Annotated in this window: 16 protein-coding genes; 8 read left to right on the forward strand and 8 right to left on the reverse strand. The window is 66.5% G+C overall.

Annotation, left to right across the window (positions count from 1 at the left end):
* The first annotated feature begins 281 nt into the window (after nucleotides 1-281).
* Entirely contained in the window at nucleotides 282-1,157 is an 876-nt protein-coding gene (htpX, locus tag GGR36_RS09470; protein WP_183634345.1) for a protease HtpX, read from the forward strand.
* A 10-nt stretch (nucleotides 1,158-1,167) separates the two neighbouring features.
* On the forward strand, nucleotides 1,168-1,599 hold the full coding sequence (locus tag GGR36_RS09475) for a tellurite resistance TerB family protein (protein WP_183634346.1): 432 nt from the start codon (nucleotides 1,168-1,170) through the stop codon (nucleotides 1,597-1,599).
* A 21-nt stretch (nucleotides 1,600-1,620) separates the two neighbouring features.
* Here GGR36_RS09475 and GGR36_RS09480 read toward each other — a convergent pair whose 3' ends face one another.
* Nucleotides 1,621-2,259, reverse strand: a complete 639-nt coding sequence (locus GGR36_RS09480; protein ID WP_183634347.1) for a LysE family translocator — start codon at nucleotides 2,257-2,259, stop codon at nucleotides 1,621-1,623.
* Between the two features lie 62 nt (nucleotides 2,260-2,321).
* Here GGR36_RS09480 and GGR36_RS09485 point away from each other — a divergent pair, with 62 nt between their 5' ends.
* Complete coding sequence (locus GGR36_RS09485; protein ID WP_183634348.1) at nucleotides 2,322-3,098, forward strand: substrate-binding periplasmic protein; 777 nt, start codon at nucleotides 2,322-2,324, stop codon at nucleotides 3,096-3,098.
* Here the strand turns inward: GGR36_RS09485 and GGR36_RS09490 are convergent.
* Nucleotides 3,095-3,442: a cupin domain-containing protein gene (locus GGR36_RS09490; RefSeq protein WP_183634349.1), complete on the reverse strand. Its 348-nt coding sequence runs from the start codon at nucleotides 3,440-3,442 to the stop codon at nucleotides 3,095-3,097. The two genes, GGR36_RS09485 and GGR36_RS09490, sit on opposite strands and share 4 nt — an antisense overlap.
* Entirely contained in the window at nucleotides 3,439-4,269 is an 831-nt protein-coding gene (locus GGR36_RS09495) for a carbon-nitrogen hydrolase family protein (RefSeq protein ID WP_183634350.1), read from the reverse strand. The genes GGR36_RS09490 and GGR36_RS09495 overlap by 4 nt, the downstream gene beginning before the upstream one ends.
* 143 nt (nucleotides 4,270-4,412) lie before the next feature.
* Between GGR36_RS09495 and ycaO the strand changes: the two genes are divergently transcribed.
* Nucleotides 4,413-6,146, forward strand: coding sequence for a 30S ribosomal protein S12 methylthiotransferase accessory factor YcaO (gene ycaO / locus GGR36_RS09500; RefSeq protein ID WP_183634351.1), 1,734 nt, complete (start codon nucleotides 4,413-4,415; stop codon nucleotides 6,144-6,146).
* 157 nt (nucleotides 6,147-6,303) lie between these two features.
* Here ycaO and GGR36_RS09505 read toward each other — a convergent pair whose 3' ends face one another.
* Nucleotides 6,304-6,528 carry a DUF1161 domain-containing protein gene (locus tag GGR36_RS09505; RefSeq protein WP_183634352.1) on the reverse strand — a complete coding sequence of 75 codons (225 nt, stop codon included), beginning with the start codon at nucleotides 6,526-6,528 and terminating at the stop codon, nucleotides 6,304-6,306.
* 329 nt (nucleotides 6,529-6,857) lie between these two features.
* Here GGR36_RS09505 and GGR36_RS09510 point away from each other — a divergent pair, with 329 nt between their 5' ends.
* Nucleotides 6,858-7,100 (forward strand): hypothetical protein, encoded by a 243-nt coding sequence (locus GGR36_RS09510; RefSeq protein ID WP_183634353.1) that lies wholly within the window; start codon nucleotides 6,858-6,860, stop codon nucleotides 7,098-7,100.
* 14 nt (nucleotides 7,101-7,114) lie between these two features.
* On the opposite strand, the gene GGR36_RS09515 is transcribed toward GGR36_RS09510, so the two are convergent.
* Complete coding sequence (locus tag GGR36_RS09515; RefSeq protein ID WP_183634354.1) at nucleotides 7,115-8,485, reverse strand: TrpB-like pyridoxal phosphate-dependent enzyme; 1,371 nt, start codon at nucleotides 8,483-8,485, stop codon at nucleotides 7,115-7,117.
* A 217-nt stretch (nucleotides 8,486-8,702) separates the two neighbouring features.
* Here GGR36_RS09515 and GGR36_RS09520 point away from each other — a divergent pair, with 217 nt between their 5' ends.
* The 3 genes from GGR36_RS09520 to GGR36_RS09530 are packed head-to-tail and all read left to right on the forward strand — an operon-like array spanning nucleotide 8,703 to nucleotide 10,558.
* A complete protein-coding gene (locus GGR36_RS09520; RefSeq protein ID WP_183634355.1) occupies nucleotides 8,703-8,882 on the forward strand; it encodes a hypothetical protein in 180 nt (59 codons plus the stop codon).
* A gap of 31 nt (nucleotides 8,883-8,913) precedes the next feature.
* Nucleotides 8,914-9,327, forward strand: a complete 414-nt coding sequence (locus tag GGR36_RS09525; protein ID WP_183634356.1) for a YccF domain-containing protein — start codon at nucleotides 8,914-8,916, stop codon at nucleotides 9,325-9,327.
* 16 nt (nucleotides 9,328-9,343) lie between these two features.
* A complete protein-coding gene (locus GGR36_RS09530) occupies nucleotides 9,344-10,558 on the forward strand; it encodes a lanthionine synthetase C family protein (RefSeq protein ID WP_183634357.1) in 1,215 nt (404 codons plus the stop codon).
* A 51-nt stretch (nucleotides 10,559-10,609) separates the two neighbouring features.
* On the opposite strand, the gene GGR36_RS09535 is transcribed toward GGR36_RS09530, so the two are convergent.
* The 3 genes from GGR36_RS09535 to GGR36_RS09545 all read right to left on the reverse strand — a co-directional run bounded on the left by GGR36_RS09535 (nucleotide 10,610) and on the right by GGR36_RS09545 (nucleotide 13,956).
* On the reverse strand, nucleotides 10,610-11,944 hold the full coding sequence (locus tag GGR36_RS09535; RefSeq protein ID WP_183634358.1) for an MFS transporter: 1,335 nt from the start codon (nucleotides 11,942-11,944) through the stop codon (nucleotides 10,610-10,612).
* On the reverse strand, nucleotides 11,941-12,717 hold the full coding sequence (locus GGR36_RS09540; RefSeq protein ID WP_183634359.1) for a MerR family transcriptional regulator: 777 nt from the start codon (nucleotides 12,715-12,717) through the stop codon (nucleotides 11,941-11,943). Before GGR36_RS09540 ends, GGR36_RS09535 begins: the two co-directional genes overlap by 4 nt.
* Nucleotides 12,718-12,786: 69 nt before the next feature.
* Complete coding sequence (locus GGR36_RS09545; protein WP_183634360.1) at nucleotides 12,787-13,956, reverse strand: GGDEF domain-containing protein; 1,170 nt, start codon at nucleotides 13,954-13,956, stop codon at nucleotides 12,787-12,789.
* Nucleotides 13,957-14,027: the final 71 nt, after the last annotated feature.

Here is a 14,027-nt window from a genome sequence, read left to right on the forward strand (position 1 = left end):
CTTTCCGCTGCCGTCGCCATCTACATCAGCGTACCGGTTCAGGAGAGCCGGTGCGGTTGATGGGGAGTAGCTCACTTCTGCTGCGTCGTCACCACGATCGCTGACGCGATCCGGCGCACAGGCGGGCCCGCGAGGGGCCGCGAGCGAGACCGTTACCGGCATGTCCGGCGCGGTCGCTCGTCCATCCAACGGAGAGGGGCCTTGTCCGGCAACGGCGCAAGGCCCTTTTCGTTTCACGGGCTGTGCGCCGGATCGATCAACGCGCATTGAAAGGAAAACCTGTGAAACGCGTTCTGCTGCTTGTCGCGACCAACGTCGCGATCGTCATCCTGCTGTCGATCACCGCCCGTCTGTTGGGGCTGGATCGCTACCTCGAAGCCAACGGCAGCCTGAACCTGCAGAGCCTGCTGGTGTTCTGCGCGATCTTCGGCTTCGGTGGCGCCTTTGTGTCGCTCGCCATTTCGAAGTGGATGGCCAAGTTCTCGACCGGCGCCCAGGTCATCACGCAACCGCGCAATCAGGCCGAGGCCTGGCTGCTCGACACGGTGGCGCGTCAAGCACAGGCCGCTGGCATCAAGATGCCGGAAGTGGCGGTGTATGACTCGCCGGAGCTCAACGCATTCGCCACCGGACCGAGCCGCAACAACGCCCTGGTGGCCGTGTCGACCGGGCTTCTGCACAACATGCGGCCCGATGAAGTGGAAGCGGTGCTGGCGCACGAAGTCAGCCACGTAGCAAACGGTGACATGGTGACGCTGACGCTGATCCAGGGCGTCGTGAACACCTTCGTCATGTTCATCGCGCGCATTGTCGGCAACGTGGTCGACAAGCTGGTGTTCAAGAACGAGGAAGGGCACGGCCCGGCGTTCTTTGTCACCACCATCGTCGCCGAGCTGGTGCTGGGCGTGCTGGCTTCGATCATCGTCATGTGGTTCTCGCGTCAGCGCGAATTCCGCGCAGATGCAGGTGCCGCAAAGCTGGTTGGCGCCACTCCGATGATCAACGCGCTCGAACGCCTGAAGCTCAACGCCGAAGGTGGCGCCCTGCCGGACGGTGTGAAGGCGCTCGGTATCTCGGGCGGGCCGGCGTTCATGAAACTCTTCATGTCACACCCGCCGCTCGATGAACGTATTTCTGCACTCCGCACTTACCGCTAAGGAGACAAAGATGACCCCGATCCGTACCTACGCCGAGAACAGCCCGCAAGCCGTGGGCCGCATCGTCGCGATGATGATGGTCGCCGACGGCCAGCTCGCCGAAGCCGAACTCGCTTACCTCTCAGACCCGGAGCAACTCGCGAGCATCGGGATCGACGCGCAGGGACTGCGCACTGTGCTGGCCGACCATCTCGTCGACATTGCGCTGGCGAGCCCCTCACCGCACGAAGCCAAGGTGAATGCGCCGCCGATTCTCGACCAGGTGCTCGCACCGGTCACCGACCCCGATCTGCGCCTGAAGGCCTGCGTGCTGGCCGTGCATGCCAGCGGCGCGGACGAGAAGATCGATTCGGCCGAGCATGCGGTCATGCACTACATGCTGCAGAAGTGGGGGCTGACGCTGGAAGATGTGCACGACTATCTCGCCGCGCACATCAGCTGATCCTGAAGCGGCCGGGCGCGCTCAGCTGCCCGGCCGACTCACCGACAGCAAGCGGATGCCGACACCCAGGAAGGCGATGCCGGTCAGCCGGTTCACCCAGCGTTGCCAGGTACCTGACCCGCTCAGCCGTGCTGCGATACGGCCGGACACCCAGGCCATGCTGCTGTTGTAGACCGTGCTGAGCGCGATGAAGATCGCCCCGAGCGTCAGCAGCCCCGCGGTCGTACCGGGCGCACCCGGCCGGATGAATTGCGGAAAGAACGAGACCATGAAGAGCACGACCTTTGGGTTGAGCAGGTTCGTGAGGTAGGCGCGCAGCAAGAGCCCGCGGCGTGTCAGGCGCGGCGCTTCGGCGATTTGTGCCGGCTGCGCCCCTTTGTCGCGCAGCATCGTGACGCCAAGCCAGACAAGATAGACAGCGCCGGCAAGTTTCAGGGCGTTGAAGGCCGCCTCCGATGCCAGCAACAGCGCTGACAGCCCTAGCACCGCCAGCAACACATGCGTCGCACAACCCAGCGAGATTCCGGCCGCCGCCAGCAAACCGGCGCGGTGCCCGCGTGTCACGCTTTGCCCCACGATCAGCATGGTGTCCGGCCCCGGCGTGATGTTGAGCACCATCACCGCAAGGATGAACAAGCCCGGATTCGAAACTGCCTCCATCTCTGCCCCTTCCCTGCCTTGGCTGCACAGGCAGCACGGGCCTGCGGTGCCTAGAATAGGCTATGGATCGACGCTATTGGCAGACACTCGGCATTTTCCTCGCGCTCGTGATCGGCGCGTCGCCCCTGCGCGCCAGCGTGGCGGCCCCGCCCCTGCGGATGGCGCACATCGAGTCCCTGCGCTATCCGCTGCTTGAGGTTGATGCGCAAGGCAAGGTCAGCGGCGGCATCCTCAAAGAACTGGGCGACCGCATCGCGGTGCAGCTCGGCACCCAAGCGCAGCACATCAGCTGGTCGCGTCGCCGCGCCGAGCCGGCGGTGCTGTCGGGCGACGCCGACATTGCCTGCTACCTCAGCCCGCAATGGTCGGACCAGGCTCGCGACGGGCTGTGGACGGTAGCAGTACTGCCGCAAATCGAGCGCGTCGTCACCGCGACCGGCAAACGCCTGCCGGAGACCGCGCCTCAGGATTTCAAGGATTTGCGCATCGCGATCATGCTCGGCTACCACTACCCGAGCATCCAGGGCCTCTTCGATTCACGCGAAGCACGCGCCGTCGAGGACACCCGGGTCGAAAACCTGTTCAGGCTCGTCATGACCGATCGGGCCGACGCGCTGATCACGTCGGAAGCTGAGATCGAGGGCCAGTTCCGGCAGTTCCCCGACCAACGCGCCCGCTTCAAGGTGGGCACCCAGCCCTTCACCGTCGTCGACACGCAGTGTCTTGTATCCCCAAAGTCGCACTGGTCGCTCGATCAGTTCAATACGGCGCTCAGGACGCTCGCCGCGCGGGGTGAAATCGAACGGCTGGCGCATCGCTACGGCATGAGCATGCGCTAGTCCGCCAGATCTTCGCGGTCGCCTCGCGTGGTCGGGCTCGAAATCACCAGGAACACCACGTCCTCACCGAAAGGGTTGCGGAACTGGTGCGCAACGCCGGGCGGTACTTCAAGGCCCTCGCCAGTGGACAGCACGAAGGTCTCGCCCGCGCGCCACATCTCCGCCCGCCCTTCGAGGATGTAGAAGAACTGCCGTGCCTGCGCATGGCGATGTGTGCGCTCCGTCTTGCCGGGCGGCACGCGCTCCTGGATCACGCTGAGCGAGGTGTCCTTGAGCAGGTGCCAGCCATCGCAAGCCTCGCCCCACCGATAGTGTTCGGCGTTGGCGGTGCTGACGACACTCATGCTGCGTCCCCGGCGTCACGGTAGCGCGTCGGCGCATAGCGACGCGCGAGGCCGCCGGTGGCTGCGGCCAGATCGATCGTGGTGACCAGCAGGCCCGGTCCGTCGTGCCCGAGATGCGCAACGCACAGCCCGTCCGGCGCGATTACTGCGCTGCCGGACACCGAGTGCCGCAGCCCAACGTTCACGCTGGCAAACCACACCGTGTTCTCGGCAGCGCGGCACTGCATGGCCTTCTCGTAAATCGGCCCGTCGGCCGCGCCCCACTCGCGCAGCGCCTCCCCGCTGAAGTCGCTGCCACCGAAATGCGGATGCAGCACCAACTGCGCACCGCGCATGGCAGCCCAGCGAACTGTCTCGGGATAGCGCCAGCCTTCGTGGCAGATCACGATCCCGATACGCACGCCATCGAGGTCAAAGACGTTGCGCGTGTCGCCCGGCGTGTAGGTCGCGTCCTCTCCCGGGTCGAGCTGGTTCTTGGTCTGCGAGCCGAGCACCGTACCGTCCGGCCCGATCACCCAGGCGAGATTGAGCAAGCCGCCCGACGCGTCCGGCCACTCCATCGGCAGCACCAGCGCAACCCGGTGCGCCGACGCGAGCGCGCGCGCCTGCGCCAAAGCCTCAGAAAGGCCGCCAGGGTCGTGCGCCTCGACCTCGAAATCCAGCCCGCGCATACCCGGCACATAGGCCTCCGGAAAACACACCAAGGCCGCGCCGGCCGCCGCGGCACGCGCAACGTAGTCGGCGACGTGGTGCATCCCTTCGGCGATGGAGCGGGCAAGCGGCGGCGCAGCAAGGGCGACAGTAAAAGGCTCGGTAGCAGCGCTCATCGCGAGTGGTTCGGCAGACGAAGTGCGCGAGGATACGCGATCGGCAGCCCAGCCCGGCAAGTGCCGCGCGCTTGTTCCCGGTCAGGGACGTGGATCGCCCCGCGCCCCAGAATGCCGCCCTTCCCTCCCCCCGGAAATCCCCCATGAGCGCCCCCGAACACTTCATCCCCGGCAAGGATGCCTCGCTCGAAGCGAGCATCGCGCGCCTGCAGGGCCTGCTCGCCGAGCGCGGCTTCCGCCTCGAAGAGCATGCCTGGCTCAACCCGGTCGCCGATTGCTGGTCGTTGCATCTGCGCGATGCCGACTGCCCGCTGCTGTACACCAACGGCAAGGGCGGCTCGCAGCTCGCGGCGCGTGCCAGCGCGCTGGGCGAATTCATCGAACGCGCGAGCTGCAACCACTTCTGGTCGCACTACCACCTCGGCGAAACCCTTGCGAATCACGCCTTCACCCACGCGCCGCAGGAGCGCTGGTTTCCGCTCGGCGACGACGAATACTGGCCCTATGGCCTGCTCGACCCGGCGCTGATCGCGCACTACAACCCGGACGGAGAAGTCCCCGCCTCGCACCTGGTCGAGCACAACAGCGGCAACGCGGCACGCGGCATCTGCGCGCTGCCCCATGTGCGCCAGCGCGACGGCGAGACGATCTGGTTCCCGGTGAACCTGATCGGCAACCTTTACGTGAGCAACGGTCTGGCCGCCGGCAACACGGCCAACGAAGCCCGCGTGCAGGCGATCGCCGAAATCCTCGAACGCCATGTGAAGTTCAGCGTGTTGCGTGAAGACCTGTGCCTGCCGGAAGTGCCAGACGCGGTTGTCGCGCGCTACCCGCGCATCGCCGCCGGCATCTCTGCGCTGCGCGACGCAGGCTTCGGCGTTCGCGTACAGGATGCCTCTCTCGGCGGGCGCTTTCCGGTCATGGCGGTGACGCTGCTGAACCCGCACGACCACGGCTGCTACGCGAGCTTCGGCGCGCATCCGCGCTTCGAAGTCGCGCTCGAACGCGCGCTCACCGAACTGCTGCAAGGCCGCGCGCTCGAGGCGCTGGGCGGTTTTCCGACGCCCGGCTTCGACCCGGAAGAAGTGGCCGACCCGCAGAACATCGAAATCCACTTCGTGGACTCGTCCGGGGTTGTCGGCTGGCGCCTGCTTGCCGGCATGCCGGATTTCGACTTTGTGGACTGGGACTTCGCCGGCACCACCGCCGACGAATTCCGCCAGCTCTCCGAGACGATCCACGCGGCCGGCCACGACCTCTACATCGCCGATTTCGAGCACCTCGGCGCATACGCCTGCCGTGTGCTGGTGCCGGGCATGTCGGAGATCTACCCGGTCGAGGACCTGGCTTGGGAGAACAACAGTGTCGGCAACCTGCTGCGCCCTGCGCTACGGCGCTTGCCCGATCTGGATGAATCCGACTGCGAGGAACTGCTCGAAACGCTGGACGGCCTCGAACTCGCCGACGAGCGCCCGGTCGCCGCCCTGATCGGCCTCGCGCCAGACGCCGATTCGCCCTGGCGCACGCTGCGTGTGGGCGAACTGCGGATGCTGCTGGCACTGGCCGTCGGCGACCACGCAAGTGCGGCCGAGGCGTGTGGCTGGGTCAATGCCTTCGGCCAACTCGACCCTGGCCGTGCGCGCGTCTATCGGGCACTGGAAGCGCTGCTACGACTGGACGCCGGAGAGAACTATGCAGCGGCGCTATCCGACCTCTTCGGCGACGACGCCGTCGCAACTGCGAGCGCATTGATCAAGGGGCACGACAGATTTTTCGGCTTGGCCCGCCTGGGGTCCAATTTCGAAGGCAGCCGCGCGCACCAAAGCCTGCTCGACGCTTACCGCAAAGTCTGGCGTATCGGACCGCCTGCACGCTGAACATTGCATGCCGGACCCCGCCGCGCGTCTTCGGTCCGCGTTTGCGGGCACACCCGCCGATGCGAATCACGCATCTTCGCGCTCGACGGGATCTGAACGTAATCCCATGAACTCCCGGCCGCGCGGCGCGGCCGGGGCGCCTGGAACGCGCTACGACCTACTTGCCCTTGCTGTAGACGATTTCCTTGGCACCGCCGTCGCAGGATCCGACGACCTTGCCTTCCTTGCCTTCGCCCTTGGCGACGATCTCGAGCGTGTAGCCCTTCACACCCTTGCTTTCGATCTTGCCGGCGATCTCGGTCTTCAATGCTTCACAGTCCATCTTGGCAAATGCGGGCGCAACAGCCAGCGCGCATGCCAGGCCAAGCACGAGCTTCTTCATTGCAATCCTCCATGGATGGGCCCGATCGGGCGAGAGTCCGGCGGGCGGCGGCCCGCACGTCTGGACTCCGCACAGACTAACCGCGGGGCAAGCCAGCGTCTGCATCGGAATGCACAAGCCCACGCCGAACCATCGCGCCCTTCGTGGCGAACGCAACGCCGGCGTCGTCGGTGATTTGTCCGCGCAGCCCTGTACGTTGTCCGCGCGTGCCGAACGCCGGGTCTGGCACGACGGGACAAGGACTTGCCTGCAACCAGGTGCCAGCATGACGCCCCAGCTGGACACCGCGCGTTTTCCGCCCGGTGTCGCGAGTCGACGGGAGAACTGCCATGCAGGACAACACACGCGCCAACACGTCGCACCATGCCAAAAGCATCGCGCTCGGCGTTTCCGGGCGCCCCCCTCGGACGGCGAGCGCCAATACCGACATGGCGCACTGCCCGGATCTTCTGACCCCGCCCAGAATCAGCCTGGTCGAGATCGCGCGTGTCGAGATCGAATTCAGCGGAATTGAACCCGACGCATTGCCTCGCTGGCTCGCACGCCATCGCGACGCCGACGCGCCGCGATAGCGCCTCGGCATCCGTCAGCCGACGTTCGGCAGGCCTGACAAGGCCATCGCCAGCTCGCCCTCGTCGTAATCCTGGTCCACCAGGCCGCCCGAGAGGTAGTTCTGGTAGGCGGCCATGTCGAAGTGGCCGTGACCCGACAGGTTGAACAGGATCGTCTTGGCACGGTCCTCGGCCTTGCAGCGCAGCGCTTCGTCAATTGCGCAGCGCACCGCATGGTTGGCCTCCGGCGCCGGCACGATGCCTTCGGCGCGCGCGAACATCACGCCGGCTTCAAAGCAGGCGGTCTGGTGGTAGGCGCGCGCCTCGATCAGGCCAAGCTCCTTCACATGGCTGACCAGCGGCGCCATGCCGTGGTAGCGCAAGCCGCCAGCGTGGAAGCCGGCGGGCGTGAAGGTGGAGCCAAGCGTGTGCATCTTCACCAGCGGCGTCAGATGCGCGGTGTCGCCAAAGTCGTAGGCGTACTTGCCGCGCGTAAGGCTCGGGCAGGCGGCCGGCTCCACTGCGATGATGCGGCGCTGCTTCACGCTTGCACCGCCGCGCAGCTGCATGCCGATGAAGGGGAAGGCGATACCGGCGAAGTTGCTGCCGCCGCCGGTGCAGCCGATCACCACATCCGGGTCGTCGCCGGCCATCTCCAGCTGCAGCATCGCTTCTTCGCCGATGATGGTCTGGTGCAGCAGCACATGGTTGAGCACCGAGCCGAGCGCGTACTTGGTGTCTTCGTTCAGCGCCGCCACCTCCACCGCTTCGGAGATCGCGATACCGAGCGAGCCCAGGTGGTTCGGGTTTTGCGCCAGCACCGCGCGGCCCGACTGCGTTTCGTTGCTGGGCGAGGCGACGCAGCGTGCGCCGTAGGTTTCCATCAGCGCGCGGCGGTAGGGCTTCTGATCGTAGGACACGCGCACCTGGTAGATCGTGATGTCGAGGCCGAACAGGCTGCCGGCAAAGGCCAGCGAGCTGCCCCACTGGCCGGCGCCGGTTTCGGTGGCGAGCTTCTTCACGCCGGCCTGGCCGTTGTACCAGGCCTGCGGCACCGCGGAGTTCGGCTTGTGGCTGCCAGCCGGCGACACGCCCTCGTACTTGAAGTAGATCTTGGCCGGCGTGCCCAGCGCTTTTTCGAGGCGGCGGGCACGGATCAGCGGGCTCGGGCGCCACAGGCGCAGCACCTCGCGCACCGGCTCCGGGATCTCGATGCGGCGTTCGGTCGACACTTCCTGCTCGATCAGCGCCATCGGGAACAGCGGCGCGAGATCCGCCGGGCCGATCGGCTGCTGCGTGGCCGGGTGCAAGGGTGCGGGCGGCGGCACCGGCAGATCTGCCGCGATGTTGTACCAGTCCTTCGGCATCTGGTCTTCGCTCAGCAGGAACTTCGTTGTTTCGCTCATCCGTCTGACTCCTCCGCTTGGGATTTCATTGGCAAAGCGTCGATTGTGAAGCGAGCGTTTCGGCGGCCTCTGACCTGCCTCAGAGACTTCCGTTCGTCCGCCTCAAATGCACCCCATGCCGCGATTCCGGCGCTTCGTCGCACACCGCTCGGCGCACCGCCCCTGCCGGCGGCATCCTGCAGTCACCGCGCAACGAAACCGCGACGAAAGGACTGCCATGAAAACCCTGCGCCCCCGCTTCACCGCTCACCTGTTCGCCGCCATGCTGGCAACGGCTGGCGTAAGCTTCAGTATTGGCGGCACGCTGTTCCTGTTGAGCATGCCGGCCAGCGAATACACCGCGGCCAAGCACTTTGCCGCACACGGTCTGCCCTTGCTGGTCGCACATCAGGAATGACCGCCCCTTTCAACCACGTTGCGGAGCCCCCATGCGATTGATCGGCAACCTGCTCTGGCTCGTTTTCGGCGGCCTCTGGATGGCGCTCGGCTGGATTCTCGCCGGCGCCATCTGTTTCGTTTCGATCATCGGCATCCCCTGGGGGCGCGCGTGTTTCGTGATCGGCCAGCTCGCCTTCCTGCCCTTCGGGAACGAGGCGGTGGATCGTCGCGTCGTCACGCAGCGCGAGGACATCGGCACCGGCATCCCCGGCGTGATCGGCAACGTGCTGTGGTTCCTGATCGCAGGCTGGTGGCTGGCGCTCGGCCACCTGTTCCATGCGCTGCTGTGCTGCATCACGATCATCGGCATCCCCTTCGGGCTGCAGCATCTGAAGCTCGCTGGGCTTGCGCTGGCGCCCATCGGCAAGACGGTGGTGCCGCTGGACCGCGCCCTCGCCCGCTGAAACACCGGCCACCGGCATGCTCCACGACCCGGCCCGCCACGAAGCGCTTCGCGCCATCGCTTGGGACGAGGCGCGGGTGCGCGACACGATCCGCTTCATCGTGAGCGAGACCGAGTCGCACTACCGGCCCCGGCGCTACTGGCCGATTCATCCGCGCGACGTCAATCCGGACGAGGACCCTGCGATCGCGTCGACCACGCTGTACTTCGGTGCCTGCGGCGTGATCTGGGCCCTGCACTATCTGCAGGCCTGTGGCGCAGCGCCACTGACGCGCAGCTACCTTGACGATCTCGAAACGCTGCGTCTGGACAACCGCGCCTGGCTCGCCTCGATCGGCAGCCGCGACTTCGCCGCCTACCTGATGGGCGACACGCCGATCCGGCTACTCGCTTACGGCCTCGACGCCGACGAAGCGCAGGCCGCGGCGCTCGCCGACCTGATCGACGGCAACCTCGATCACCCGACGCGCGAATTGATGTGGGGCGCGCCGGGCACCCTGCTGGCAGCCCTGTTCCTGCACGAGCGTAGCGGCGAGCAACGCTGGGCGGCCTTGTTCCGCAAGTCGGCCACACACCTGTGGTCGCAACTCGAATGGTCAGACGTGCATCAGTGCGCCTTCTGGACACAAGACCTGTACGGCGAAAGGAGCACCTACCTCGATGCCGTGCATGGCTTCGTCGCGACCGCCGTGCCGCTGATCCACGGGCGCCATCTGTTCGACGCCGCTCAGCGCGACGCCTGGCTCGACTGCATCGCCAACACCGTCAAGCGCACAGCAACATGGGAGAACGGTCAGGCCAGCTGGCGTGCCCAGCTAAACGAGGCCGGCGACCGGCCACCCAAGAAACTGATGCAGTTCTGCCATGGTGCGCCAGGCTTCGTGATCTGCCTCGCCGATCACCCCGACGCCACGCTCGATCCGCTGCTGATCGCCGCGGGCGAAGCCACGTGGAGCGCCGGTCCGTTGAGCAAGGGCTCGAACCTGTGTCACGGCACCGGCGGCAACGGCTACGCCTTCCTCAAACTCTATCGCCGCACCGCCGACCCGCTGTGGCTCGCGCGCGCCCGCGCCTTCGCCATGCACGGCATCGCGCAGCTGGAAGCCGAACACGCGACCACCGGGCACCTGCGCCACTCGCTGTGGACCGGCGACCCCGGCTTCGCGATTTACCTGTGGGACTGCCTGCGCGGCGAAGCGGCATTCCCGACGCTGGATGTGTTCTTCGCCTGAACCCATCCGCGCCGCGCGCCGCTCGCACTACAGGTGGGCCGGCCGGGCCGGTCAGGCAGGCTGCGTCGCCGGCGCCTGATCCGCGGGCTGGTCGGTGATGCGGCGGATCGGTGTCAGGCTCACGCCCAGCAGCACGATCATCAGCAAGGACAAACCACTCGCCGTGAACAGCGCGGCCGGGTTCAGCACCCGCAAGGCGGCCCCGGCGGCGGCAGCGGCCAGCGGCGAGAGCCCCATGAAAATGAACATGAACACGCTCATCGCGCGGCCCAGCATGGCCGGCGGTACACGCCGCTGCATCCAGGTGAACACGGCGACCTGAACGTAACCCGCCAGCGCGCCGAGCGGCGCGAGCAGCGCCACGCCTTGCCAGGTCGCCGTGATGTGCCCGAAGGGCAGAAAGGTCAGCGCCGCGGTCGCGTCGATCGCCAGCACCGTCAGTCCGAGTGTCTTCAGGCGCCATTTCGGCAAGGCGCCGGCCAGCACCATGCCGAGCAGCGAGCCGATGCCGTGCCCCGCGAGCAGGAAACCCAGCGCGGCCGCACCGCCTTGCAGTTGCGTGTTGGCCAGCACGGGGAGTGCGACCTGCAGCGGGCCGCCGACGAAGAAGGCGATCGCCGCGAAGTAAAGGCACAGCGCGCGCAGTTCGACGTCGCGCCACATTGCGCCCATCGCCTCGCCAACCGCATGCAGCACCGACCGCGCGCCCCCATTGCCCGCCAGCACGATGGTCTGCACCTGCTGCAAGGTCCAGGCCGAGATCGCAAAGGTCAGCGCGTCGAACGCGAAAGCCATGCCAAGGCCGGCGGCATTTTCGATCTTGCCCGCCGCATGCGGTGCGGCGGCGTCGCCAAAGGTGGCGATCAAGAGGCCGGCCAGCAGCGGCCCGATGAGGACGGTGAGTTGGCGCAAGCCCATCAGGAATCCGTTGGCAGCCTGCAGCGACTGCGGCGGCAGGGCCTGCGGCAGGATCGAACTGCCCGCCGGGAAGCTGAAGGCGGTGACCAGCCCGATCGCCAGCGCCAGCCCGTACACCATCCACAGCTGGATCGTGCCCGACCACACCAGCGCCGCCAGCAGGCCGATGAGCGCCGCATTCAGGTACTTCGTGAGCAGCAACACCCTATGCGGGGAGTAGCGATCGACCAGGGCGCCGCCGATCAGGATGAAGATGGCGCGCGGCAGACTGACCACCGCCAGCACGGTGCCGAGCACCAGCGGATCGCCGGTCATCTTGAGCACCAGCCACGGCAAGGCGATCTGCGTGAACTGGTCGCCCAGCATCGACAGCGCGCCGCCGCCGAGCAGCCAGCGGAAATTGCGGTTGGCGAAGAGCGCACGTTTGGGGTCGCTGTGGCCCGCGAGCGGGTCTGTTTGGGGGTTCATCGGGATCGTCCTCGTTGTTGTTGGGTCGGTGCCGCTGGCGCCGGGGCTGCGCTTGGCGTGTCACGGCCCACCGCGCGGCGCAGGTAGGCCAGCAGCTCGGGCGTAACGCCCGTCTCGCGCTGCAGATTGGTCTCGTTGGCGTACATCGTCGCGAACTTGCTGCGGATGTTTTCGTCCGGCCCGGTGAAGCGGTTCACAAGCTCCATCCAGCGTTGCGCGTAGCCCTTGACCTGTGGCGAGAGCGGGTCGACGCCCTGCGCCATCGCGCTTCGTACCGACTGGATCAGCGCCGGCCATTCGGCTTCGGTTTCGCGCACCAGCTCACGATCGATCGCGTTGCGCCAGTGGTCAAAGGTCTTCAGCTCCTCCTCATCGAAGTAGCGTTCGAGCGCACGCATCATGCCCATCGTCACCAGCAGTTGCTCGGTAAGGCCCTCTTCCTGGCGCTCCGCACGTTCCGCGATGCGGCGCAAGGCGTGCAGCAGGCGCTGCTGACGCAATACCTGGGCCTCCACCTGGGCGATGTGTCGTGTCAGCACATCGAGCAAGGGGGGATTCTCGGCATCCAGCAGGGGGCCGATTTCCTTGAGCGAAAGCCCGGAGTGTCGCAGCGCCAGCAGGCGGTGCAGGCGCAGCACGTCGGCCTCGGCGTAAAGGCGGTAGCCGGCCTCGCTGCGCCCGGAGGGCTGCAGCAGTTTGAGCTTCTCGTAGTGGTGCAGCGCGCGGACGGTCAGACCGCAGCGCTTGGCCAGTTCCCCCACCGTGTATTCCATGACTGCCTCGCAGGATGTGTCGTTTGCCGACCTCTGGCGAGCATCATGAACCCTGACCTTGGGTGAGGGTCAAGCCGCCGCGGCGCCGGGCTCGCTTGTCCGCGAGCCGATCTCTTCGGCAAGTGCATAGCTGCCCTTGCCCGACGTCTTCACCGTGTACATCGCCACATCCGCGCGATGGATCATGTCGGCTACCGTCATGCCGTCATACGGGAACAGGCACAGGCCGATGCTCGCCCCGGTGTGGAGGCCGGGCGCAATCGACTGCAGCGGCGCGCTGATCTGGTCGAGCAGTTTCACCGCGAGCACCTTGGCGGCCGCTTCGTTGTCGATGTCGCGTGCAATCACGAAGAACTCGTCGCCACCGATGCGCGCCACCGTATCAACGCCACGCACCGCCGCCAGCAAGCGGCTCCCGACTTCTCGCAGCACCTGGTCGCCGACCTTGTGGCCAAGGGTGTCGTTGATCTCCTTGAAGCGGTCGAGATCGAGGAAGTAGCCGCAGTTCATCTGGCCAGTGCGCTGCGCGGCCGAGACCGCCTGCGCGATCCGGTCGTAGAGCAGATCGCGGTTGGGCAGCCCGGTCAGGCCATCGTGCATCGAACGGTTCAGATGGTGCCGACGTTCCTCGTCGAGCAAGCGCTCACGCAGGAACAACATGCGGCGCTGGCGCTCGGCAAGGTAGCCTGCGGAGCCCCCGATCAGGTTGGCGCACACGATGAAGAAGTCGTGGCCCAACAGCACATGTGTCGGGTAGCCCATCAGTGATCCGAAGAGCAGGTTATAGGCGAGCAGCATCAGCAGATCGACGCCGAGCGCATAGATGAAGCGGGTGCCGACGAAGTTGTAGGTGTAGAAGGTCACCACCACCATCATCGGGTAGTAGTACGGGGCGCTTTCCAGCGGCAGGTGCATCTGCATCGCGATCAGACCGGTGCCTGCGGCGAGCCCGACGAGCGCCAGCACCAGATGCGAGGAATGCGCGAACCAGCGCGTCAGCGAGAACGCCAGTACCACCACCGGCACGCACAAGGCGGTCGCGCGCGCGACCCACAAGTGTTCGACGATGTCCGGGCTGACGAACCAGCGGTCGAGCACGCCGTGCAGGATGTACACGAACATCCCGACCAGGATCGCCGCCTGCCCCTGCTGGCGCGTCCGAGCCCGCGTCGCCTCGAAGAAGTCTTCTTCGAGCAGGGGGTCACGAAACCTCAGCGTAAGGGGGTGCATCGCGGCCATCTGTTTGTCCCATCCTCAAACGATTACGCAAGACCCCAAGGCCGCAAAGGGTGCGTGCCGGGCGCGATGGG

The organism is Niveibacterium umoris (assembly GCF_014197015.1).
In the GTDB taxonomy this organism is placed as follows: domain Bacteria; phylum Pseudomonadota; class Gammaproteobacteria; order Burkholderiales; family Rhodocyclaceae; genus Niveibacterium; species Niveibacterium umoris.